The organism is Ottowia thiooxydans, from assembly GCF_040548795.1.
GTDB lineage: Bacteria > Pseudomonadota > Gammaproteobacteria > Burkholderiales > Burkholderiaceae_C > Ottowia > Ottowia thiooxydans_A.
In genome coordinates, this window is sequence record NZ_JBEPSH010000001.1 from 190,325 (window position 1) to 211,102 (window position 20,778).

The 20,778-nt window shown below is 58.4% G+C and carries 17 protein-coding genes; 9 read left to right on the plus strand and 8 right to left on the minus strand.

All coding sequences use genetic code 11. The annotated features are described in order from the left end of the window. Positions 1–11 precede the first annotated feature (11 nt). The gene (locus ABIE13_RS00935; RefSeq protein WP_354440341.1) at positions 12–1,049 is read left to right on the plus strand and encodes a phosphotransferase enzyme family protein; all 1,038 of its coding nucleotides are present in this window, start codon (positions 12–14) and stop codon (positions 1,047–1,049) included. A 165-nt stretch (positions 1,050–1,214) separates the two neighbouring features. Continuing rightward, a complete protein-coding gene (locus ABIE13_RS00940) occupies positions 1,215–2,153 on the plus strand; it encodes a DMT family transporter (protein ID WP_354440343.1) in 939 nt (312 codons plus the stop codon). 79 nt (positions 2,154–2,232) lie between these two features. On the opposite strand, the gene pip is transcribed toward ABIE13_RS00940, so the two are convergent. From pip to ABIE13_RS00955, 3 genes are all read right to left on the minus strand, one after another. Continuing rightward, a complete protein-coding gene (gene pip / locus ABIE13_RS00945) occupies positions 2,233–3,198 on the minus strand; it encodes a prolyl aminopeptidase (protein WP_354440345.1) in 966 nt (321 codons plus the stop codon). A gap of 64 nt (positions 3,199–3,262) precedes the next feature. Beyond that, the gene (locus tag ABIE13_RS00950) at positions 3,263–4,099 is read right to left on the minus strand and encodes an enoyl-CoA hydratase/isomerase family protein (protein WP_354440347.1); all 837 of its coding nucleotides are present in this window, start codon (positions 4,097–4,099) and stop codon (positions 3,263–3,265) included. A 51-nt stretch (positions 4,100–4,150) separates the two neighbouring features. Then, positions 4,151–5,137 (minus strand): Bug family tripartite tricarboxylate transporter substrate binding protein, encoded by a 987-nt coding sequence (locus tag ABIE13_RS00955; RefSeq protein WP_354440348.1) that lies wholly within the window; start codon positions 5,135–5,137, stop codon positions 4,151–4,153. Between the two features lie 79 nt (positions 5,138–5,216). On the opposite strand from ABIE13_RS00955, the gene ABIE13_RS00960 reads away from it, so the two are divergent. Together ABIE13_RS00960 and ABIE13_RS00965 are read left to right on the plus strand one after the other, a co-directional pair. Next, entirely contained in the window at positions 5,217–6,419 is a 1,203-nt protein-coding gene (locus ABIE13_RS00960; RefSeq protein ID WP_354440350.1) for a CaiB/BaiF CoA transferase family protein, read from the plus strand. Between the two features lie 127 nt (positions 6,420–6,546). Continuing rightward, positions 6,547–7,287, plus strand: coding sequence for a GntR family transcriptional regulator (locus ABIE13_RS00965; RefSeq protein ID WP_354440352.1), 741 nt, complete (start codon positions 6,547–6,549; stop codon positions 7,285–7,287). Positions 7,288–7,381: 94 nt separating this feature from the next. Here the strand turns inward: ABIE13_RS00965 and ilvB are convergent, their stop codons facing one another. After that, positions 7,382–9,208, minus strand: coding sequence for a biosynthetic-type acetolactate synthase large subunit (gene ilvB / locus ABIE13_RS00970; protein WP_354440354.1), 1,827 nt, complete (start codon positions 9,206–9,208; stop codon positions 7,382–7,384). A gap of 80 nt (positions 9,209–9,288) precedes the next feature. Here ilvB and ABIE13_RS00975 point away from each other — a divergent pair, with 80 nt between their 5' ends. Next, entirely contained in the window at positions 9,289–9,765 is a 477-nt protein-coding gene (locus ABIE13_RS00975; protein ID WP_354440355.1) for an Lrp/AsnC family transcriptional regulator, read from the plus strand. A 22-nt stretch (positions 9,766–9,787) separates the two neighbouring features. Here ABIE13_RS00975 and ABIE13_RS00980 read toward each other — a convergent pair whose 3' ends face one another. Beyond that, a complete protein-coding gene (locus ABIE13_RS00980; RefSeq protein WP_354440357.1) occupies positions 9,788–10,756 on the minus strand; it encodes a DMT family transporter in 969 nt (322 codons plus the stop codon). 85 nt (positions 10,757–10,841) lie between these two features. On the opposite strand from ABIE13_RS00980, the gene ABIE13_RS00985 reads away from it, so the two are divergent. Further along, positions 10,842–11,318, plus strand: coding sequence for an Lrp/AsnC family transcriptional regulator (locus ABIE13_RS00985; RefSeq protein ID WP_354440358.1), 477 nt, complete (start codon positions 10,842–10,844; stop codon positions 11,316–11,318). A 127-nt stretch (positions 11,319–11,445) separates the two neighbouring features. Here ABIE13_RS00985 and ABIE13_RS00990 read toward each other — a convergent pair whose 3' ends face one another. From ABIE13_RS00990 to ABIE13_RS01000, 3 genes are read right to left on the minus strand one after another with little or no spacing between them, the layout of a single operon-like run. Then, positions 11,446–11,949 (minus strand): dihydrofolate reductase, encoded by a 504-nt coding sequence (locus ABIE13_RS00990; RefSeq protein ID WP_354440359.1) that lies wholly within the window; start codon positions 11,947–11,949, stop codon positions 11,446–11,448. Continuing rightward, positions 11,946–13,775, minus strand: a complete 1,830-nt coding sequence (locus ABIE13_RS00995) for an O-linked N-acetylglucosamine transferase family protein (RefSeq protein WP_354440360.1) — start codon at positions 13,773–13,775, stop codon at positions 11,946–11,948. Before ABIE13_RS00995 ends, ABIE13_RS00990 begins: the two co-directional genes overlap by 4 nt. 13 nt (positions 13,776–13,788) lie before the next feature. Next, positions 13,789–14,613, minus strand: a complete 825-nt coding sequence (locus ABIE13_RS01000; protein ID WP_354440362.1) for a thymidylate synthase — start codon at positions 14,611–14,613, stop codon at positions 13,789–13,791. Between the two features lie 167 nt (positions 14,614–14,780). Between ABIE13_RS01000 and imuA the strand changes: the two genes are divergently transcribed. From imuA to ABIE13_RS01015, 3 genes are all read left to right on the plus strand, one after another. Then, on the plus strand, positions 14,781–15,665 hold the full coding sequence (gene imuA / locus ABIE13_RS01005; RefSeq protein WP_354440364.1) for a translesion DNA synthesis-associated protein ImuA: 885 nt from the start codon (positions 14,781–14,783) through the stop codon (positions 15,663–15,665). Further along, positions 15,634–17,103 carry a Y-family DNA polymerase gene (locus ABIE13_RS01010; protein ID WP_354440365.1) on the plus strand — a complete coding sequence of 490 codons (1,470 nt, stop codon included), beginning with the start codon at positions 15,634–15,636 and terminating at the stop codon, positions 17,101–17,103. Before imuA ends, ABIE13_RS01010 begins: the two co-directional genes overlap by 32 nt. Positions 17,104–17,322: 219 nt before the next feature. Beyond that, positions 17,323–20,697: an error-prone DNA polymerase gene (locus tag ABIE13_RS01015; protein ID WP_354440367.1), complete on the plus strand. Its 3,375-nt coding sequence runs from the start codon at positions 17,323–17,325 to the stop codon at positions 20,695–20,697. The last annotated feature ends 81 nt before the right edge of the window (positions 20,698–20,778 follow it).

A 20,778-nucleotide genomic window follows, 5' to 3' on the forward strand; every position in this document is an offset into this window, starting at 1 on the left:
GACAATGTGCCATGGCAGATTCCCAAGAACAAGTACGAGTACAAGACCCCGACCTGGTCCCCACCCACACGACTGCCGCAGCAGCTTCGGTTGCTCGGTGGGTGGCGCAGCACCATGGCATCGCGGTGCAGCACTGCCATCTGATCAGACGCGGCCTGAACGACAACTATGCCCTTCGGTCTGCCGAAGGCGTCCAGTACGTCGCACGCCTTTACTCCATCCGTCCACGTGGGACCTTCAATATTGACTTTGAATCCGCACTTCTGGCGCATTTGGAGAGCCAAGGCGCGGGTGTGGCTGTGGTGGTTCCCGCTGCGGACGGGAGAACGCACTTCATGCTGCAGTTTCCTGAAGGTCCGCGTGCACTGGCACTGTTTCGCCATGCAGAGGGCACCACGCCCGATACTCTGGACGAGTTCGAATTAACTGGCCGCCTTTTGGCCGTCATTCACGGGGCGGCACGCGACTACTCAGGTCCGCCAAGTCTTTACACGCTTGATGGGCATCACCTGGCCGGCAAGACTTTGATGTATCTGCAAACTTACCCGGAGTTGGGAGCGGAACTGTTGGACACGTATAGCCGGTTGATCTACGGCCTACTTGAAGAATTGGCGGACCTTGAGGGCGCTCTTACCCGGGTCATTTGCCATGGCGACACCCACGGGTTCAATAACCATGTCTTCGTGGATGCCAATGGACAGAAGAAAACTGTTTTCTTCGACTTCGATGACGCGGGGCCTGGGTTTTTGTCGTACGACCTTTGTGTGATGCCATGGTCCTATATGGTTCGCAAGACCCTGAAGCAACCCGACGAAGCCCTGCGGGAGCGCTGGGCGCACTACCTGCGTGGCTACTCTGCGGGTGGTGGCAATCCATCAGATGCGGATTTGGCTGCGCTGCCCTTGTTCATACAGCTCAGGCATTTATGGAATCTTGGAGAGGCGGTGGGGCGTTTGCACCACTGGGGTACGAGCTCAGCTCCTGTGGCATGGCTGAGAAATCAGATGGAAGTATTCGAAGCGTGGAAAAAGGTGGATCTGCGCGCGTGAGTGCAAGCCGCCAGTTCGTTGCCCCACCGCTTGTACCGTCTGTCTCGCGCCTACTACGAGGCAACGGCGCATTCAAGCTGACCTCGCTGGCAGAAATTTGCGCTTGCGTGGGGTCATGGGTGTCTGCACATTCGATGATGAGCACATCAGCAGATACTACGGACCATGATCTCTGCTCGATATTCCACACACCTCGGATTGGTCGGCATGGCCGCCTTATGGGGCGCTTCCTGGCCTTGGGGGCGTGTCGTGGCCCAAGCCATGCCACCCTTGGCTGCAGCCTGCCTGCGCTTTGTTTTTGCCAGTGTGGTGCTCTTGCTCTGGCTCAAGGGCAGCGGACGCATGCACACTTTGCGTGGCCTGCGCGTGCGTCAATGGTGGGGACTGACCGCTGCGTCGGCGGTCGGCGTGCTGGGATATGCAAGCTTCTTCCTGTTTGCGCTGCAAAAAGTGCCAGCCGGCAAGGCGGCCATGGTGGTGGCGCTCAACCCCGTCTTGACTTTGATATTTGCGGTGTTGCTGTTTCGCGAGGCGGTGAACTGGATCATGGGGCTCGGACTGGTGCTGGCTGTGACTGGCGCGCTTTACGCACTGACCGATGGTTCGCTTGCTCTGATGCAACCCGGCCTTTCCGGTGCCGGGGAGCTGTTGCTGCTCGGTTGCGCAGCCTGTTGGGTGGGCTACACCTTGATCGGGCGCAAAGTCCTTGTCACAGTTGATTCGCTCACGACCACGGCTATTACTGCGGCGATTGGCGCCATTTTTCTGTTCATCGCGAGCATGATCGTGGAAGGGCCAGCCGCTTGGAAGACTCTTCCAAGCGCTTCAACAACCGTGTGGCTTAGCCTGATGGCTCTGGCATTTGGGAGTACAGCCTTGGCGTATGCCTGGTATTTGCACGGTGTCAAAGTTCTGGGTGCTGGCGCAGCTGCAGCCTACATGGCGCTGGTGCCCCTATTTGGCATGTTGTTTTCCGGATTGTGGCTGGGTGAGTCACTCACCATGTCACTGCTAGCCGGGGGCGTGATGGCGATCGTGGGCATGGCACTAATGAACTTTGGGCGAGTGTTTTTGCCAAAACCCATACCCGGCGCAACGAGCTGAAATGGGCTGATCTTCGGGGCGTGAAAATTCAAGCAAAAGCCACTTCCGGTGCGTCTACGACCCACCGGCTTTTCTTGGCTTATTCTTGAGCGAATCTATCTGTCGCCCGGATGAGCTGATCCCGAATGCCCGGCTCGGACCACGCATGCCCGGCACCTTCGATCAGGTGAAATTCCGCCTCAGGCCAGGCCTTGTGCAGTGCATAGGCATAGCGAGCAGGGCAGGGCATGTCGTAGCGCCCATGAACGATCACTCCCGGAATGCCATGCAGCCGGTGCGCATCTCGCAGCAGTTGTCCTTCCTCCAGCCAGGCGCCATGCACGAAATAATGATTTTCCAACCGGGCGAAGGCCAGCGCAAAGTGGTCATCTCCGTGCGTTGCAGTGAATGATGGATCGGGTAGCAAGGTGATGGTCTCACCTTCCCACAGGCTCCAGGCTTTGGCGGCTTCTATCTGTTTGGCTTTGTCCGGGCCGGTCAGGATTTTGCGATAGGCTGCCATCATGTTGCCGCGCTCCTCTGGCGGGATAGGCGCCTGAAAACGCTCCCACTTGTCCGGGAACATCTCTGAAACTCCGAATTGGTAATACCAGGAGAGCTCCGCCGGGGTCACGGTATAGATGCCGCGCAACACCAGGGCGCTTACCCGCTCCGGGTGCTTCTGTGCATAGGCCAGTGCCAGGGTAGATCCCCACGAACCGCCAAATACCAACCATTTTTCTACCCCGGCGAGTTGGCGCAGCGTTTCTATGTCGGACACCAGATGCCAAGTCGTATTGGCTTCAAGGCCAGCGTGGGGAGTAGAGCGCCCACATCCACGCTGATCGAACAGGACGACGTCATACCGCGCCGGGTCAAAGACCCTCCTGTGCTCCGGTGAAATGCCTCCGCCTGGTCCTCCGTGCAGGAACACCGCCGGTTTGGCTCCGGGAGTGCCCACGCGTTCGTAGTAAATGACATGTCCATCACCTACGTCGAGATGTCCAGTCTCGTAGGGTTCGATGGAGGGGTAAAGCGTGCGAAGTTCAGCCGTGGTCTTGGTCATGGCGCAACTTTACAGCTTGGTCGCTCCACGTGGCTACGATAGTGGGGCTATGTAGAGGACAGCCTTAGACGCCCTTGAATCGTGGTGCACGCTTTTCGTTGAAAGCCAGTACGCCTTCCATGCGGTCTTCGGTATCAATCAGGTGGTTGTAAGCCTCGATTTCGAAGCGGTACGCAGTGCGAAGCTCCATCTGAGTCCCATAACGGACGGACTTCTTGATCTGCCGGGTCGAGAGGGGGGCATTGCCAGCAATGCGACTGGCAATCTGCAAGGCTTCCGATGGAAGTTCTTCTTGCGAGAAGACTTCATTGACCAAACCCCAGCGCAAGGCTTTTTCCGCATCGAAGGGGGCTCCACTGAGAAGGATTTCCTTTGCTCGCCTTTCTCCCACGGCACGGGGCAAATTTTGTGTGCCTCCGCCTCCGGGCATGATGCCAAGACCCACTTCTGGCAGCCCGAAGCGCACATGGCTTCCGGCATAGATGAAGTCGCAGCAAAGCGCCATTTCCAGCCCGCCACCGAACGCGTGCCCGTTCACTGCAGCAATGACGGGCTGCGGCAGATCTACCAGGGTCCAGAACATGCGCTCGAACAGCTCGTGCTGCTGTATCCACTGAGCCCGAGTCATTCCGTTGCGCTCTTTCAGATCTCCGCCAGCGCAGAAAATCTTGGTTCCACTGGCTCCAAGTAGGACGCAGCGAGCCGCCAGCGGCTCAGCGGTCAGGCGCGTCCAGACATCCAGTAAATCATGGCCCATCTGCGTGTTCAGCGCGTTGGCTGAATCTGGCCGGGCGAGTTCGACGCCCACAACATGATCGGCTGCCCGGTAGCATCTGACTGTCTCATAGGCCGGCAGGTGTTTGAGGAAATTTTCCGTAAGGTCGAGTTCGCTGGAGTTCATGGGCAGCTATCTGAAGGGGGCGGTTTGGGAGCGGAAGTTTGAGAGGCTCGGTTACTCCGATTTGTACAGCCCAAGCTTCTTGGCAGTGCCTTCCCACATGGCCGTTTCCTTGCGGATCATTTCATGAAATTGGGCGGATGTCATCGTGGGCGCTGGCTCCAGATTCAGGGAGCGCAGCTTGGCATCCACATCCGGGCGTTTCATGATGGACGTGAAGTCCTTGTATAGCTTGTCCAGTACGGCTGCATCGGTTCGCGCAGGGGCAATCAAGCCATACCAGCCTCCGGCTGGAACGCCCTTGATGCCCAGGGAGTCGAATGTGGGCGTTCCCGGCATGAAACTTGATTCTTTAGGGCCGGTAATGGCGAGCGCGCGCGTCTTGCCACTCTTGTGAGCGGCCAGTGCGCTGGGCAGACCGTCAATCATGATGTGCACATGTCCCGCCATGACGTCGGCCAGTGCGGGTGCGCTACCTTTGTAGGGTACATGGACGGCATCAAGCCCGGTGATCTGCTTGAAAGCTTCCATGCACATGTGGCTGGTGGAGCCGGCGCCTATGCTCGCGTAACTCAGCTTCCCAGGGTTGGCTTTTGCATAAGCCAGTAGCTCAGGAACGGTTTTGTAAGGCTGTGCTGCATTGGCTACCAAAGCCAATGGGGTGGTGGAGAGCAGGGCGATGGGATGGAAATCACGCTCCACGTCGTATCTGAGGCTCTTGTAGAGAACCGGATTCACCACGATGGGGGAGTTGGAGGTCAGAAGCAGCGTGTGGCCATCTGCGGCGGATCCGGCAAGTTCCTGAGCAGCCAACGCACCGTTGGCGCCTGCCTTGTTCTCTACGATGACCGGTTGGCTCCAAAGGGTGGTGAGGTGCTCACTTAATGCGCGGGCCAGAATGTCGGAACCTTGGCCAGCGGCAAACGGAATCAGGATGCGGACGGGGCGGCTTGGGTAGGCAGACTGCGCCAGGGCAGGGGATGTGTTGAATACCCATGGAGCCACGGCGGCTCCAGAAAGCAAGAAGCTGCGTCGCTGCATGTCAACCCTTTCAAGTTTGTCTCATCATATTGTCTTAAATATCATATCATTATGGCATTTGAGCTTGCAAGGAAAACCAATGGCGTTGCTGCGAGGGGTTCGCGTTCTTTCGATTGAGCAGTACGGAGCAGGGCCGTTCGCGACGGAATACCTGGCTGCATTGGGTGCGGAAGTGATCAAGATCGAACAGCCGGGTGAAGGGGGAGACGTCTCTCGCCAAGTGGGCCCGCATTTCAATCCCAAGCTGCCGGAAACTGCGCAGAGCCTGTTTTTCCATAGCCTTAATACGGATAAGAAAAGCATTGCGCTTGATTTGAGAACTGAGCGCGGGCGGGACGTGTTCAAAAGGCTTGTTGCCAAGAGCGATGCGGTGCTCAACAATCTCCGCGGCGATGTGCCGGCCAAGCTTGGCATCACCTATGCTGATCTTTCCAGTGCGAATCCGAAGATTGTGTGCGCGCACCTTAGTGGTTATGGGCGAGAAGGCCCCCGCGCCAAATGGCCTGGCTACGACTATCTGATGCAGGCTGAGGCGGGGTACTTCAGCTTGACGGGAGAGCCAGACGGGCCTCCGTCACGCATGGGCTTGTCCATGATCGATTACATGACGGGCGTGGTGATGTCGCTCGGTCTGGTCAGCGGGGTCTTGAATGCCCGCAGCAGTGGGACTGGCAGCGACGTAGATGTCTCGCTCTTCGATGTGGCGCTTCATAACCTGAACTACCTCGCCGCCTGGTATTTGAATGCGGGTGCGACCACGCACAGGCAGGCCCGCTCTGCGCACCCTTCGCTGGTGCCGTGTCAGCTTTACAAAACCGCTGACGGCTGGATCTACCTGATGTGCAACAAAGAGAAATTCTGGGCCGCTCTATGCAAGTGCATAGAGCGTCCGGAATGGACGAAAGACCCTCGCTACCAGGACTTTCCGAGTCGCTGGGAACACCGCAATGAATTGACCGAGCTGATTGATCACGCGCTATCCGCACGAACCACTGGCGAATGGATGGCGATCTTTGGCGGTCAGGTACCTGCTTCACCCGTATTGTCTATGGACGATGCGCTTGAGAGCGACTATGTGCATGATCGGCAACGTATCATGACTGTTCGCAGTGATGAAGGGGAGGAAGTGCGCCTTGTTCGCAATCCGCTGTCTTCTTCAAAATCCGATGGTGAGCCTAAGAACATGGCGCCCATGCTCGGTGAGCACACAGATGATGTTTTGCTCGAATGCGGTTTCGATGCCGAAGAGATCGCGGCATTGCGGACAGAAGGGGTCTTATGATCGTGGAGGCGGTTGTGACCGCTTGATAACCTTGTAAATTTCGGATGCACACTAATTTCAGCTGCCTGGCTTGCTCCCGCTTGCTGGGGGCAAGAGCCTCCAACGGTCATTGCCAGGATGATCGCGCATGACTAAGCGCCACGCCGGGTCGCAGTACATGCGGCTGGCCGAGCATCTGCTGCAGCAGATCCAGGAAGGCACTTACCGCCAAGGTGATCTACTGCCTTCGGAGGCCCAGTTGTGTGAACAGTTCAACATCAGCCGTATTACGGCGCGCGCGGCCCTGAAGGAGCTGGAGATAGGCGGCGCTGTTTCTCGCCGGGCCGGGATTGGCACCAAGGTGCTCTCACAGACACTGAGCCGGCCGGTGTTCGCTCATGCCGGCGGCAGCATTGATGAGGTGCTCTACTTCACCCAGGGCGTGTCCTTCAAGCTCTTGGAGAAGACGATATTTACAGTCACGCCCGAGCAGGCACAGGAGCTGAAAATTCCAGAAGGCCAACGCTTTTCCCGGCTTCATGCCTTGCGAAAGGCTGCAAACGGAAGCAAGCTCTTGACCAGCGTCCACTATGTGCCAGCGTTGCTGACTCCGTCAGTGGGCCAACTGGCCAAGCTGCGTAGCTCGCTCGCCCAATTCATAGCAGAGACTCACGGAGACGAAATCCAGACCATTCGCCAGGAAATTGGCGCATGCTTGCTGGATGCCACGCAGGCAGAGATGCTCAAACAAGCGGAGGGCTCTGCAGCGGTGAGCTCCAGGCGTTGGTATTTGGGGCGTGAGGGCAAGCTACTTTTGCTGTCGCTCAGCGTTTTTCCTGCTGAGCATTACAGGTTCGAATCGGTGCTTATCCGTAACGTGGGGCACTAAGAAGGTGTGAACGAATCCCTCATGCTCGCCTTGACCGGGCGGCTTTTGACGGCCCCATTGAGCGCGCCGGATTCGTTCATACCTTCTGAGTTCGTCAGGCGGTGGCTGGGAGCACGGTTGAGCTTGTTTCACAGCCGTTTGCTTTGTCGTCATACCATCGGTCTTTTCCTAACATCACTCGATGATGGCCAGCGCCGGCAGGAATCATTGGAAAACAGTTTTCCTGCGCAGCGACTCTGACATCCAGAAAGAACGGACCGTCATACTCCAGGCATTGCGCCAAGGCGTCGTCCAGTTTTGCCGGATCGCTGACGCTCAATGCGCCCCAGCCGAAGGCTTTGGCCAAGGCCACGAAGTCAGGCAATGCGGCGTTCCAGCTGTGAGACAAGCGGTTGCCGTGAATCAATTCCTGCCATTGCCGCACCATGCCCATGTAGCCGTTATTGGAGAGAACCAGCTTCACTGGCGTGGCATGCTGGATGGCGGTAGAGAGCTCCTGAATATTCATCAAGACCGATGCATCTCCGCTGACGCAGACGACCAGAGCGTCCGGGTGGGCAATCTGTGCACCGATGGCGGCGGGCAGGCCGTAGCCCATGGTGCCAGCACCGCCTGAGGTCAGCCACCGCTGTGGTTGCTCAAACTGCAGGTATTGGGCGGCCCACATTTGATGTTGGCCCACATCGGTGGAAACGATGGCCTGGCGCCCTGCGATCTTGGCATTCAGCGTGCTCATCAGTTGTTGAGGCAGGATGAATGTGGCGTCAGGAAGGAAATCCAGGCAACGCTGGGAACGCCAACGGGCCACACACTCCCACCAGGGCGACAGCCTGGTGGGATTCAAGCCGCGAAGATGGGGCAGGGCCAACAGGGCGTTCAGTACCTCGCCGCAGTCACCGACTATGGGGACATCCACGTTGACAGTTCGATTGATGGAACTGGGGTCGATATCGATGTGGATTTTGCGGGCGTATGGACAAAATTGATCAAGCTTGCCGGTGATTCGGTCGTCAAAGCGTGCACCCACGTTGATGACGAGGTCAGCCTCGTGCATCGCCAGGTTGGCCTCCAGCGTGCCGTGCATGCCCAACATCCCAAGAAACTGCGGGTCTGATGCGGGGAAAGCACCCAGACCCATGAGGGTGAGCGTGCAAGGCCCCCCGACTTCGCGAACCAGTTTTGTGAAGGCTTCGCAAGCAGCAGTGCCAGCGTTAATAAGGCCACCACCGCCGTAGAACACAGGTCGTTTGGCCTCGGCTATCAGTTGGGCGGCTCGCTGGAGATTGGCGAGCGGCAGACGTGCGGGCCGTGTGCTGGCCAGCGACGGGGCTGGGACAGAGGGGCCTGCTGGGGCCAGTTGGACATCTTTGGGGATATCCAGCAGCACCGGGCCGGGCCGCCCTTCAGATGCAATGGCCAGCGCCCGACGCACGGCGCCTACGATATCTTCCGCCTTGCGTGGTTGAAAATTCCATTTGGTTACTGGGCGAGACATGCCCAGAGCATCGCTCTCCTGAAAAGCCTGTGTGCCGATCACGGAGGTGGCGACTTGTCCACTGATGCAAAGGACTGGAACGGAGTCGCTCATGGCGTCTAGCAATCCCGTGATGGTGTTGCCAACGCCCGGACCGGAGGTGACGAGGACCACACCTACTTTGCCGGTACTGCGCGCATAGCCTTCGGCTGCGTGAACGGCCGCTTGCTCATGCCGAACCAGTATGTGCCGCAGCCGGGGTTCGCCATGCAAGGCGTCATACAAGGGCAGCGCCGCACCGCCGGGGTAGCCGAAAAGGGTGTCCACGCCGCACTCAATGAGCGTTTCCAGCAAAGCTTGTGCGCCGTTGCGATGCGCCTGCGGGCTGGCACTCAGTGCCTTGTGGGAGGCAGTAGCCTGACAATCAAATACGGAAGAGGAGTTCATGGCCTCAATTTTTCAGGTTATCAGGCAGAATTGGCTTCGAGATTTTCAGTGATCTTGGCAATGAACCGGAAAATATTTCTATGAATTCATCAAAAGAAGAAAAGATTTTTGATAAGACGGATCTGAGCATTTTGCGCATCCTCCTCCAGGACGCTCGCCGCACTCTGCAAGAAATTGGGCAGGAAGTGGGTCTGTCCACCACCAGTTGCTGGAGCCGGATCAAGCGCCTTGAATCAGAAGGCGTGATCAAGCGCTACACCATAGAGGTGGATCCGGCGAGCCTGGGGTATCGGGACACCGTCATCGTGCAACTCAATCTGGAAAGCCACACGGAAGACACGCTGTACGCGTTCGGCCAGGTTCTGGCCACTATTCCGGAAGTGTTGGAGGCCTACCTGGTCTCAGGCGACTACGACTACTACATCCGTATCGCGGTGCGCGACACCCGTGACTATGAGCGCCTGCTGCGCGAAAAGCTCTACAAGATTCCGGGTATCCGGCACAGCAAATCCAGCTTCGTGCTGCGTGTGCTGAAGGAAGAAAGTGTGCCGGTTTAAGAGCTCTTGGCCGCCTGAGACGTTACGCTGCCGGCTCCATGGGCACAGGCTTGCGGTGGGCGGCAAGACAGGTAAGAACGCTGAGCACGACGCAGATCAGGGCAGCAACTTCCAACCAGGTGGGCAGGCGGCGCTCCCACATGAAACCGTATAGCAGTGCGAAAAGCGTTTCAAACAAGATCATTTGGCCCACTAGCGTCAACGGAAGCAAGCGGCTGGCACGGTTCCACAAGCCATTGCCGGCGATGGACGCTAAAACTGCGATACCCACCGACACGGCTCCAAACAATAGCCACGCGTTGATGGAATGGTCTGCTTTGTTGAATGCCAGGGCAAAGGGTATCAAGAGCAAGCTTTGAGCGCCGGTGACCACGCCCGTCAGCAAGCTCCAGTCATGAGATGAAACGCGATCGAGCTTTGCGAGACAGCGCGCGTTGCCAATGGCATAGGCTGACCACAAGGCCAAGGCGGCTATGGCGCATAGAAGGCCGGTCAATTGTTGGGCGGGCGATGCGGCGCTGGGCCCGGCGACGGCCTGCCAGCCAATGCAGATGGCGCCAAGAGCGCACAGCAGCAACGAGGGGGCCAGCTTGCGCAAGGCCACAGCGCCATCTTCGCGGCTACCGACAATGGTGACCACAACAGGCAGAAAGCCAATCACCAGTGAAGTCATGGCGATTCCACCAATCTGCACGGCATTGGCCAGGAAAATGTAATACAGCGTATTGCCTGCAAAGGCGAGCCACATCAGGTTCCACCACTGTCGGCGCGGGACATGAGCCACGATTGAGCGCCAGCGAGGAGCCAGCAGTGCAGCGGCAATCAAGCCATAACTGAGATACCGCCCGATGGCAATTTGCAGCGGGCTGAATTCACCGACCAATTCCGGAGCGAGAAACACCAAACCCCAAAACGCACCTGCCCCCATGCCACAGGCTACGCCGATCCAGAGTCCGCTGTGGTGGCTTCGAGAAATGGGGAGGGTCATCATGGCGAGTAATTTACTCGTTTCAGTGCTATAAATTGACTCTATCTTTTTTCAAAAAAGAGAGAATTTCTCAGTTATGCCGAAGAAAATGACTAATTCGCTATTTGTCCTGGATCGCTACGACAGAGCCATTCTGGACATCATCCAGCGCGATAACAAGACGCCGCAACGGGTGATTGCAGAATCGGTCAGCCTTTCTACTGCAGCAGTTCAGCGGCGCATTGCCGCCATGGAAAAGTCTGGTGTCATTGCAGCCAATGTTGCGGTGGTGAACCCTGATGCAGTGTCCGCCACCATCACCGCTATTGTGGAAGTGCAGCTGAGGGACGAACGTGCAAGCACTTCCGATCTTGCAAGGGAGCTCTTTCGCAATACACCGGAAGTGCAGCAGTGCTTTTACGTCACAGGTGGGATGAGTTTCATTTTGATCATCATTGCCCCCAATATGCCCACCTACGAAGGCTTGACCCGCCGCCTTTTCGCGGAAAACGAACTGGTGGTGTACTTCAGGACGCTGGTGGCGCTGGACAGAGTAAAGACCGATACGGCCATTGTGATTCCTTAACAGGCTTCGCGAAGCGGCCCGTTCACCTGGGGCCGCCGAGCTTACTCGAAAGAACTGTCCTCGCTGGGGCCCATTCGCTTTCGGCGATCCAAGTCAGGCAGCTTCCTGGCGCAACGGTATGACGCCCTCAAACGTCGGAAGCCGACTTTCTATAGGTGATAAAACTCAAACCCAGGCCGCTGGCGGAGGTCAGTTCATTGCGTTCCACTGCTTGCCAGGAGCTGTCGAGCGATGGCGCATAGGCATCGCCTTCGAAGTCGGCATCAATCTCGGTGACCACCACCTCATGTGCCAGGTCAATGGCCTGGGCATATATCTGGGCACCACCAATGACCCAGACTTCAGGCGCATCTCCACATGTTTGCAAGGCTTCTTGCAGACTGGCAACGCGTGTGGCACCTGGATCATGCCAGTCGGATTGTCGTGTGATCACGATATTGGTTCGGCCGGGCAGAGGGCGGAAACGCGGGGGAAGCGAATCCCAGGTTTTGCGCCCCATGATGACGGGATGATTCAGTGTGACGCGTTTGAAGTGCGCCAGATCTTCCGGTAAGTGCCAAGGCATGACGCCGTTCTTGCCAATGACGCCATTGCGCGCACGTGCGTAGATCAGGCCGATTTTCGATGTCATGGTGTTTTCGGTGTTGGGGTTGCGTTGAGTGGCTGCGGCGCAGAGCCGCGCGAGCCTGATGTGTCTTGCCACATGCCCTCAAGGGCTTGTTCAAAATCGCGGGCAAACTGGGTGGCATTGAACAGGGCGCTGGCTTGCACCTGATCACGGAGGTTCTTGCGAAGCTCAGCCCATTCAACCGGATGGCCGGTGGCAGATTGCGCCCAATGTAGGGCACGTGCCACGTAATCTGCCTCGGTAGTCACTGCCCAGTCGGGCAGACCTGCGGCGGACATGATGCTTTGGCCTTGCCGTCCAAGCATGCCCGGTAGCGCGAGCGTGAGCGTTGGCACGCCCATCCAGAGCGCCTCTACGGTAGTGGTGCCTCCAGGGTAGGGAAAGGTGTCCAGCACCAGATCGACTTCCTTGTAGGCGGCCAGGTAATCTGATCGGCTCTGGCCCGCCGCAAGCTGCACCTGCTCCAAAGGCAACCCGCATGCCAGCAACCGGCGTTCAAACTCGCTGCGCGACGAGGGATGGTCAAACTTGCTGCTCTGAATACGTAGCCTGGCCCCAGGAACACCCTTGAGAATTTCAGCCCAGGCGCGCAACACACGGTTATTGATCTTCTCAAGAGCCTGAAAGCTTCCAAAGGTGATTTGGCCGCGTTCGGCCGCTGGCGAGCGAGCGACCTCTGGTGCATTTTCTGGTGGCGTGAAGCAATAGCGGATGACAGGCATGCGCCACACCCGTTCTGAGAACAGGTTCTCTTCTTGAGGCGGAACGCTCACCGGGTCTGCCAGCACGTAGTCCATGGCAGACTGGCCAGTCGTGGAAAAATAGCCCAGCCAGGACAGCTGCAGTGGCGCGGGCCGCAAAGAGAACAGGCTTTGGCGGTGGCCGGCCGTATAGCCAGAAAGATCAATCAGTACATCTATCTCGTCCTGCTGGATCAGTGCCGAAGCATCTTGATCATTGAGAGACTCTATGACGTGCCATTGCGCAAAATGAGGTTTTAGTCTGGCGGACACCTCATCTTCAAAAATGTTGTTGCTATAGGCGAACAGCGACAGGCGTGAGCGATCGAGTTCCCGAAGAACGGCTTCGAGGAAGTAGCCTACAGGGTGCTGTCGCAGATCGGCAGATACAAAGCCGACCTTCAGCGGCGGCTTGAGCAAACCTCTTGAAGCCGTGCGTTCGTGCGCCGCGCTGGCAGGTGGTGCAAAGCGCCGAGCCCAGGCGCTGTTGATCAAGGGGCTGAAGTCTTCAAGATAGTGGTGTGTGAACAGGAGGTTGCTCAATGCCTCACTATGGGAAGGGTTGAGCGACAAGGCGCGCTGATAACTGGCAAATGCAGCCTGGTAATCCTGCCCACGCTGCAGCAGCTTGCCTGCTGCATAGTGGGTCTGAGCATCGCGCGGGTCGAGCGCCAGGCTGCGTTGGTAACTTTGCAGGGCTTCTGGCGTGTGGCCGAGAGCCTCCAGGGCTACCCCCAGATTCAGGTGCAGCCCGGCATGGCGGGGCTGAAGACGAACAGCGCGTTCAAGCAGCTCGCGGGCTTCTTTCGTGCGCTCGGCCTGTAGCAGCAAATAGCCCAGATTGGCCAGCGCATCGACATCTGAAGGGTTGTCTTGCAAAAGGCCTTTGAAAATCTGTTCGGCTTTTTCAGCCTGACGCGTCTGCACAGCCAAAATGGCCTGCAGCATTCGCACGTCGCGCACCTGCGGCTCCAGGCGAGCAGCTTCGTCCAGCAGCGCCTGGGCAGAACTGAACGAACGCTGCTGAAGATGTGCAGAGGCCTCTTGAAGCAGGACTTGAAGCGGCTTGCCGGATGCAGGCGAACTCATTCAGGGGTGGCAATTACACGGCCACTGGCGCCTTGATGGCTGCGTGGTGCTGATAGCCTTGAACTTCAAAGTCTTCGTACTCGTAGTCGAAGATCGAAGCGGGCTTGCGGCGGATAACCAGTGTGGGATAGGGGAAGGGCTGGCGTGAAAGCTGCTCTTTTACCTGTTCTTCATGGTTGGAATAGATGTGGCAATCCCCGCCGGTCCAGATGAAGTCACCCACCTCCAGGCCGCACTGCTGGGCCATCATGTGCGTCAGCAAGGCATAGCTGGCGATATTGAATGGCACGCCCAAAAAGATATCTGCGCTGCGTTGGTAAAGCTGGCAACTGAGTTTTCCGTTGGCCACATAGAACTGGAAGAAGGCGTGGCAAGGCATCAGGGCCATCTTGTCCAGTTCTGCCACGTTCCAGCTGCTGACGATGATGCGGCGTGAATCCGGGTTCTTCTTGAGCGTTTCCATGACCTGGGCAATCTGGTCTATGTGCCCGCCATCCGGCTTGGGCCAAGAGCGCCATTGCACCCCATACACAGGACCAAGGTCTCCGGTCTCCGGGTTAGCCCATTCGTCCCAGATGGTCACGCCGCGCTCTTGCAGCCAGCGTGCATTGCCATCTCCGCGCAGGAACCAGAGCAGCTCATTGATGATGCTTTTCAGGTGAACCTTCTTGGTGGTGACCAGGGGAAAGCCTTCGCTCAGATCAAAACGCATCTGATGGCCAAACACGCTTTTGGTGCCCGTGCCGGTGCGGTCAGCCTTGAACACGCCATGTTCATTGACATGGCGCATGAAGTCTTCGTACTGCTGGCGGATGGGGCGGTCAATCGGCGTGGTCATGGTCGAGATTGTGACGCATCTGAGTACCCAAGTCTCACAAGAGGCTGAGGGGCAAGAGGGTGGAGATTTTTGCGTTCAATCAAGCACCTGGCTTGTTACAAGTCTGAAGTTTGGCTTCCCAGACAATCAAAAATACTGTATAAAAACGCAGTATTGAAGTTTAAATCATGGGCGCTTTTTCACTTTCTCAAACTGACCTGCCCGGCGTCTGGCACGCCGATGAATTGTCGAGCGGAGCCTTGCGTACGGTCGCCACAGGCCACTCTCGGCTAGACGCAGAACTACCTGGAGGTGGCTGGCCCTTAGGGGCCATGACCGAGCTGCTTCAGCCCGCACTGGATGCGCCTGTATGGCATCTTCTGTTGCCCGCACTGGCTACGCACTGGCAAACCCACGGAGAAGCTGTGGCGCTGGTTCATCCACCGCATGAGCCTTTCATGCCCGCATTGATAGCAGCAGGTCTGGCGGCTCAGTCTGTTCTATGGATTCGTGGTGAAACGGCCGCTGCTTCCTTATGGGCTGCAGAGCAGGCTCTGCACTGCGCTGACGTCGGGGCCGTCATGGCCTGGTTGCCTGGTGTCCGTGCAGCCGATCTCCGGCGCTTGCAAGGTGCGGCTGCACGGCGGGTTGAAAGCCTGCTCTTTGTGTTGCGGCCAGAGAGCGCGGCGGCCTCTGCCTCCCCCGCCCGCATACGTCTGGTGGTTCGAAGCACCCGGGTAGAACAGGGTGCCGAGCCAAGCTTGCAAGTGCATATTCTCAAGCGACGTGGACCTCCCTTGATGGAGCCTCTGTTCCTGAGCGCCCAGAGCGATGGAATGCGGGCCCTGCTGGCCGCGGTCCAGGCTGCGCAGAAATCGCAGGAATACCGGCAAGGCGCGAGCGAAAACGCGGGCGCTGAGGTACTGCCCTTTGTGGCGAATCAGCCTGCGTCCCCATTACCGCTATCACTACCACTCGCACAGTCACTCACCCCTGCAAGGCTGATCATTCCAGTCGCCGCAGACTCATCAGGAGGCTTCCATGCACTGGATCGCGTTGCAGTGGCCGCCTGAAGGCGCCGGCAGTGGAGCGGAAGCACTGCCCATGCATGAGGCATTAGGCTGGTGGGCGCTGGGATTCACTCCCCGCGTGGCCTGGGTAGACGAAGCTTTGCTTCTGGAAGTGTCGGCCAGCCTGCGGCTCTGGGGTGGGCGGCAAGCCCTGTTGAACCGGATGCTTGAATCCAACCCTGCACCCGGCCAGATGCGACTGGCCCAAGCCACCAGCGGCATTGGCGCACTGGCGCGTTTGCGCCTGCGTGTTGCTGGCCTGCCGTTACCCACTGGAGGCATTGGCGCATTACCGCTTGCTGCATTGACGGCTGCACGCCCGCACCTCGATCTGCTGGCGCGCCTGGGTTGCCGTACCTGGGGCGATGTGGTTGCGCTGCCGCGCGGACCCTTGGTGCGGCGTTTTGGGGCCGAACTGCGCGCTGCACTTGATATGGCGTGGGGCTCGGCACCTGAGGGGTACCGCTGGCTTGAGCTGCCTGACCTCTTTGACCAGTCATTGGAGCTGGCTGCCCGAGTAGAAAACGCACAGGCCCTCATGTGGTCGTCCAACCGTTTGCTGGCAGCCTTGCAGATCTGGCTGCGCGCGCGACAGCTTGGGGTGCTGGCTTTCGAATTGATCTGGGATCTGGACCTGAAACGCCTGGACGGCAGGCCATTGCCACCGAATCAGTCGCTCATCATCCGCACGGCAGAGCCCGCTCAGTCCATGGAACATTTGAGGCGTTTGCTGGCTGAGCGCCTGGCCCAGGTGAAGCTGATGGCGCCCGCCGTGCATTTGCGCTTGCGTTCTCTGGAGACCGCGCCATGGTCTGGGGGCACTACCAGCTTTTTGCCTGAAGACCAGCGCAACGGAGAGCCAATGCACGCCTTTCTTGAACGTGTCAGTGCGCGCCTGGGGGCTGCTCAGGTACTGTCTCCTGCCATGCGTGCCGATCACAGGCCCGAATGCGCGCAAGAATGGAGCGAAGCCGTAGGAGTGACTGCTGGTTCAGGCGGCCTTCATACGCGTCAAGGCCGGGGTTCAGGTGGTCGGATACCGGCCGCCATCGGCAGAAGCCTTGGCGTGAAAAACGCAGAGACGAAAGAGACCAAACGACCGCCACCGCCCTCTGGTTTTTACTCTCCTTCAGACAAAGGCAGCGCTCCCTACCTGCCTGATGCCCTGGCGCCCACCTGGCTGCTGCGTGAACCCCTGTCGCTGGAAGTGCGGGGCGACCAGCCCTACTACCGAGGTGGCTTGCGTTTACTGACGGGGCCGCGCCGAGTGGAGACCGGCTGGTGGGGGACTGCCATGCAGGGGCAGGGCGTACCTGCCGCGCGTGATTACTACATAGCCCAGAACCCGGGGGCTGAGTTGCTGTGGGTGTACCGCGAGCGAGCCAGCTCTCACCATGGGGGAAATGAACCTCGCTGGTTTCTTCAAGGAATGTATTCATGACCCCCCTGAGGCGCTTACGCGCCTTCCCCTACGCCGGGCGCCCCCCAGGGGGACGCCACTGGCGGCCGGGCGGAGCCCGTTCCGCGGTGGCACCTTTATGGCCTGCTCCGCGGCCCTTGGGTTTTTGCCCCCTCTCCCGCATGCGGGAGAGGGCAGGGTGAGGGGGCCGCCCGCCCAGGGCTGCTCGCCACTACAGCACGCTAAGCCTCTAAAAATATCATGAGCACCGCCACCATTCTCCGGCTACCAGAGCGTCGACGCGAAGCTTCAAGGCGGAGTGCTGCGTCTGCCCCGTTGGCTGAGACAGAGCTGCCTGGCTACGCGGAGCTTCATTGCCTGACGCACTTCAGCTTTCAGCGTGGCGCTTCCAGCCCTGAGAGCCTCGTGCGGCGTGCTTGGGCGCTGGGGTATGAGGCGCTGGCGATTACTGATGAATGTTCGGTTGCTGGTGTGGTGCGGGCTTGGAAAGAGCTCGGGTTGTGCGAAACGGGTAGCGATGCCTATGACGAAGAGTTAGGGCGAATCCGGGCTGCTCGTCTTGCGCTGGGTATGTCGCAACCCATGCGTCTGGTTTACGGCAGCGAGTTTCGTTTTGAAGGGCTGGGGACTTTAGTGGCGTTGGCTCGCAACTTGAATGGCTGGGGCAATCTTTGCGAGACCATTACCCATGCGCGCCGGGCCACGATCAAGGGGCAGTACCGCATGGGTTCGCTCTTGCAAACATTGGCCGCCTTGGGCGATTGCGAACTGTTGTGGTCGCCCTGGCGCTGCGCTGAAAGCGTTTCCCATGGCCAAGCTTCTTCACTTTTGTCCGAGCAAGAAGAACGGTCACTTTCTGATTCTGGTGTCTCTTTGCTGGTTGAACTGAATGGCGGAGCCGATGATGCCCTGTGGTTGTCTTTCATGCGGCAATTCAGCCAGGCCACGGGTTGCCCCTTGATCGCTGCGGGCGACGTGCATATGCATGTGCGTTCTGCCAAGCGGCTGCACGATGTGATGACCGCTATCCATCTGGGCAAGCCTGTTCATGAGTGTGGTTTTGAATTGCAGCCCAATGCAGAGCGCCACCTGCGTCCTCGCATGCAGTTGGCTCAGGTGTACCCGCCAGATTTTTTGACCCGCACTTTGGCCGTGGCTGAACGCTGTAATTTCTTGCTGAACGAGGTTTGCTACAACTACCCGAAGGAAAGCGTTATTGAGGGGCTGACCGCTACAGAGACCCTGGCGCGCCTTACTCAAGAAGGGGCGGCTTGGCGGTTTCCTTACGGAACACCACCAAAAATCCAGGGCTTTATCGACACAGAGCTGGAACTCATCGCCGATTGCAACTATGAGATGTTCTTTCTCACTGTGCATGACATCGTGCGTGAAGCGCGCCGCATGGGCATTTTGTGCCAAGGGCGTGGCTCGGCTGCCAATTCCGTGGTGTGCTATTGCCTTGGAATTACAGAGGCTGATCCCCGTGTGTCCCACCCTCTGCTGGCGCGATTCATCAGTAGACAACGACGCCATGAACCCCCTGATATTGATGTCGATTTCGAGCACGAGAGACGCGAAGACGTCATTCAATACATCTATGAAAAATACGGTCGTGACCGCGCTGCACTCTCCGCCACGGTCATTTGCTACCGCAGGCGCAGCGCGCTGCGCGATGTAGGCAAGGCGCTGGGCATTGATGAGCGGCTGATCGACGTTTTTGCCAAGGACCACCACTGGTTCGACACCGACCTTGCAGCCCACCGGCTAAGTGCACTGGCTCAGGATGTGGGCGCCACCTTGACCCCAGAGCTGGCTGCCTTATGGCTGGAGTTGACCAACCAGTTGCGTGGTGCCCCCAGGCATCTAAGCCAGCACGTAGGCGGATTCGTTTTGACTGAAACCCCCTTGCACCGCCTGGTGCCCTTAGAGCCGGCCGCCATGGAAAAGCGCCAGGTCATCCAGTGGGACAAGGACGACCTGGAAGCCCTGAGCATGATGAAGGTCGACGTGCTGGCGCTGGGCATGCTGACAGCGGTGCGACGTTGTCTGGAGATGGTTTCTGCCCGGCGTGGCAAGACTTTTAGCTGCTCGGATATTCAGCCGGAGTGCCCGAAAACCTACAAGATGATTCAGATGGCCGATACGGTGGGCACTTTTCAGATCGAAAGCCGCGCACAGATGTCGATGTTGCCTCGGTTGAGGCCCGACACTTTTTACGATCTGGTGGTGCAGGTGGCCATTGTGCGGCCCGGGCCTATCACCGGCGGTATGGTTCATCCTTATCTCAAGGCGCGTGAGCGGCGCAGGCAAGGTCTGCCCATTGAATACGAACGCTCTTCCAAAGACCCACCCCTCGATCTTGAGAGTCCCAACGATCCGGGCAGCCAGCCCCGCCTGGGCAAGGCACTGGCGCGCACGCTGGGAATTCCTATTTTTCAGGAGCAGGTCATGGAATTGTCCATGCTCGCGGGTAACTACAGTGCTGAAGATGCCGACCGGCTGCGCCGGGACATGGCCGCCTGGAAAAGAAAAGGTGGCCTGGGGCCGCACCGTGAAAAGCTGATCGCCGGCATGTTGGCAAACGGCTATCGGCAAGAGTATGCCGAACGCATCTTCAAGCAGATAGAAGGATTTGGTGAATATGGTTTCCCTGAAAGCCATGCCTACAGTTTTGCGCTGATTGCCTACCAAAGCAGCTGGCTCAAATGCCATGAACCTGAAGCATTCCTGGCGGCCATGATCAATTCCCAGCCCATGGGGTTTTACGGCCCTTCGCAGCTGATCCAAGATGCACGCAGGCACGATGTCGTGGTGTTGCCGCCCGATGTCACGGTCAGTGACTGGGACTGCACGCTGGAGGGTTTCCCTCCTGGTTCTGATTCGCGTCCCCGGGTTCGCTTGGGCCTGCGGCTGGTCAAAGGACTTGTCCAGGAGGCGGCCAAGCGGGTGATGGAATCGAGAAAATCCTCACCCTTTGCCAGTGTGAACGATCTATGCCTGCGCGCCGACCTGGAGTCTAAAGACATCAATGTCTTGGCCTCTGCCGACGCTTTGTGCTCCCTCAGTGGGCATCGCCGCCAGCAGGTCTGGCAGGCTTCTGCTGAGCGGCGTGCGCCAGGTTTGCTGCGTGAGGCGCCGGTGCAAGAGGCGGTGCTGTCCCTGGCTGCGGCAGTCGAAGGTGAGGAAATCGTCCATGACTACGCCACATTAGGCCTGACGTTGCGCAAGCACCCATTGGCCTTGCTGCGTGAGCGGTTGGCTCGGCGGGGCATACAAAGTGCTGCTCAGCTGAGTGAATTGCCGCATGGGCGTCGTGTCACTGCTTGTGGCCTGGTTATTGGGCGGCAGCAGCCCAGCACGGCCAAGGGAACGATCTTCGTGACGCTGGAAGACGAAACCGGCCCGGTGAATGTCATTGTCTGGAAAAGCGCCCGTATCGATGAGGATCAACGAAACGCCCTGCTGCGCTCGCGTTTGCTGGCGGTGGAGGGTGAATGGCAGAAAGACGCGGGCAGCGGAGGTCTTGTGCGGCATCTGATCGCCCAACATATGTATGACCTGACCCATTTACTGGGACGCCTGGCGGAATCAACCACCAGTCGGGATTTCCATTGATGGCCCCCTCACTGTGCACTTTTCGGCGCAAGTTAGCGTTCCTGAGGGCGAGCAGGGCTCCCTGAGGGTGAAACAGCTAAA

Excerpts from the sequence above, each read along its gene's own strand:
- ABIE13_RS00975 (WP_354440355.1), top strand. The coding sequence starts at position 9,289 with ATGAATTCATCAAAAGAAGAAAAGATTTTTGATAAGACGGATCTGAGC.
- ABIE13_RS00960 (WP_354440350.1), top strand. The coding sequence starts at position 5,217 with ATGGCGTTGCTGCGAGGGGTTCGCGTTCTTTCGATTGAGCAGTACGGA.
- ABIE13_RS00990 (WP_354440359.1), bottom strand. The coding sequence starts at position 11,949 with ATGACATCGAAAATCGGCCTGATCTACGCACGTGCGCGCAATGGCGTC.
- pip (WP_354440345.1), bottom strand. The coding sequence starts at position 3,198 with ATGACCAAGACCACGGCTGAACTTCGCACGCTTTACCCCTCCATCGAA.
- ilvB (WP_354440354.1), bottom strand. The coding sequence starts at position 9,208 with ATGAACTCCTCTTCCGTATTTGATTGTCAGGCTACTGCCTCCCACAAG.
- ABIE13_RS00995 (WP_354440360.1), bottom strand. The coding sequence starts at position 13,775 with ATGAGTTCGCCTGCATCCGGCAAGCCGCTTCAAGTCCTGCTTCAAGAG.
- ABIE13_RS00955 (WP_354440348.1), bottom strand. The coding sequence starts at position 5,137 with ATGCAGCGACGCAGCTTCTTGCTTTCTGGAGCCGCCGTGGCTCCATGG.
- ABIE13_RS00980 (WP_354440357.1), bottom strand. The coding sequence starts at position 10,756 with ATGATGACCCTCCCCATTTCTCGAAGCCACCACAGCGGACTCTGGATC.
- imuA (WP_354440364.1), top strand. The coding sequence starts at position 14,781 with ATGGGCGCTTTTTCACTTTCTCAAACTGACCTGCCCGGCGTCTGGCAC.
- ABIE13_RS01000 (WP_354440362.1), bottom strand. The coding sequence starts at position 14,613 with ATGACCACGCCGATTGACCGCCCCATCCGCCAGCAGTACGAAGACTTC.
- ABIE13_RS00965 (WP_354440352.1), top strand. The coding sequence starts at position 6,547 with ATGACTAAGCGCCACGCCGGGTCGCAGTACATGCGGCTGGCCGAGCAT.
- ABIE13_RS01010 (WP_354440365.1), top strand. The coding sequence starts at position 15,634 with ATGCACTGGATCGCGTTGCAGTGGCCGCCTGAAGGCGCCGGCAGTGGA.
- ABIE13_RS00985 (WP_354440358.1), top strand. The coding sequence starts at position 10,842 with ATGACTAATTCGCTATTTGTCCTGGATCGCTACGACAGAGCCATTCTG.
- ABIE13_RS00950 (WP_354440347.1), bottom strand. The coding sequence starts at position 4,099 with ATGAACTCCAGCGAACTCGACCTTACGGAAAATTTCCTCAAACACCTG.
- ABIE13_RS01015 (WP_354440367.1), top strand. The coding sequence starts at position 17,323 with ATGAGCACCGCCACCATTCTCCGGCTACCAGAGCGTCGACGCGAAGCT.
- ABIE13_RS00935 (WP_354440341.1), top strand. The coding sequence starts at position 12 with ATGGCAGATTCCCAAGAACAAGTACGAGTACAAGACCCCGACCTGGTC.
- ABIE13_RS00940 (WP_354440343.1), top strand. The coding sequence starts at position 1,215 with ATGATCTCTGCTCGATATTCCACACACCTCGGATTGGTCGGCATGGCC.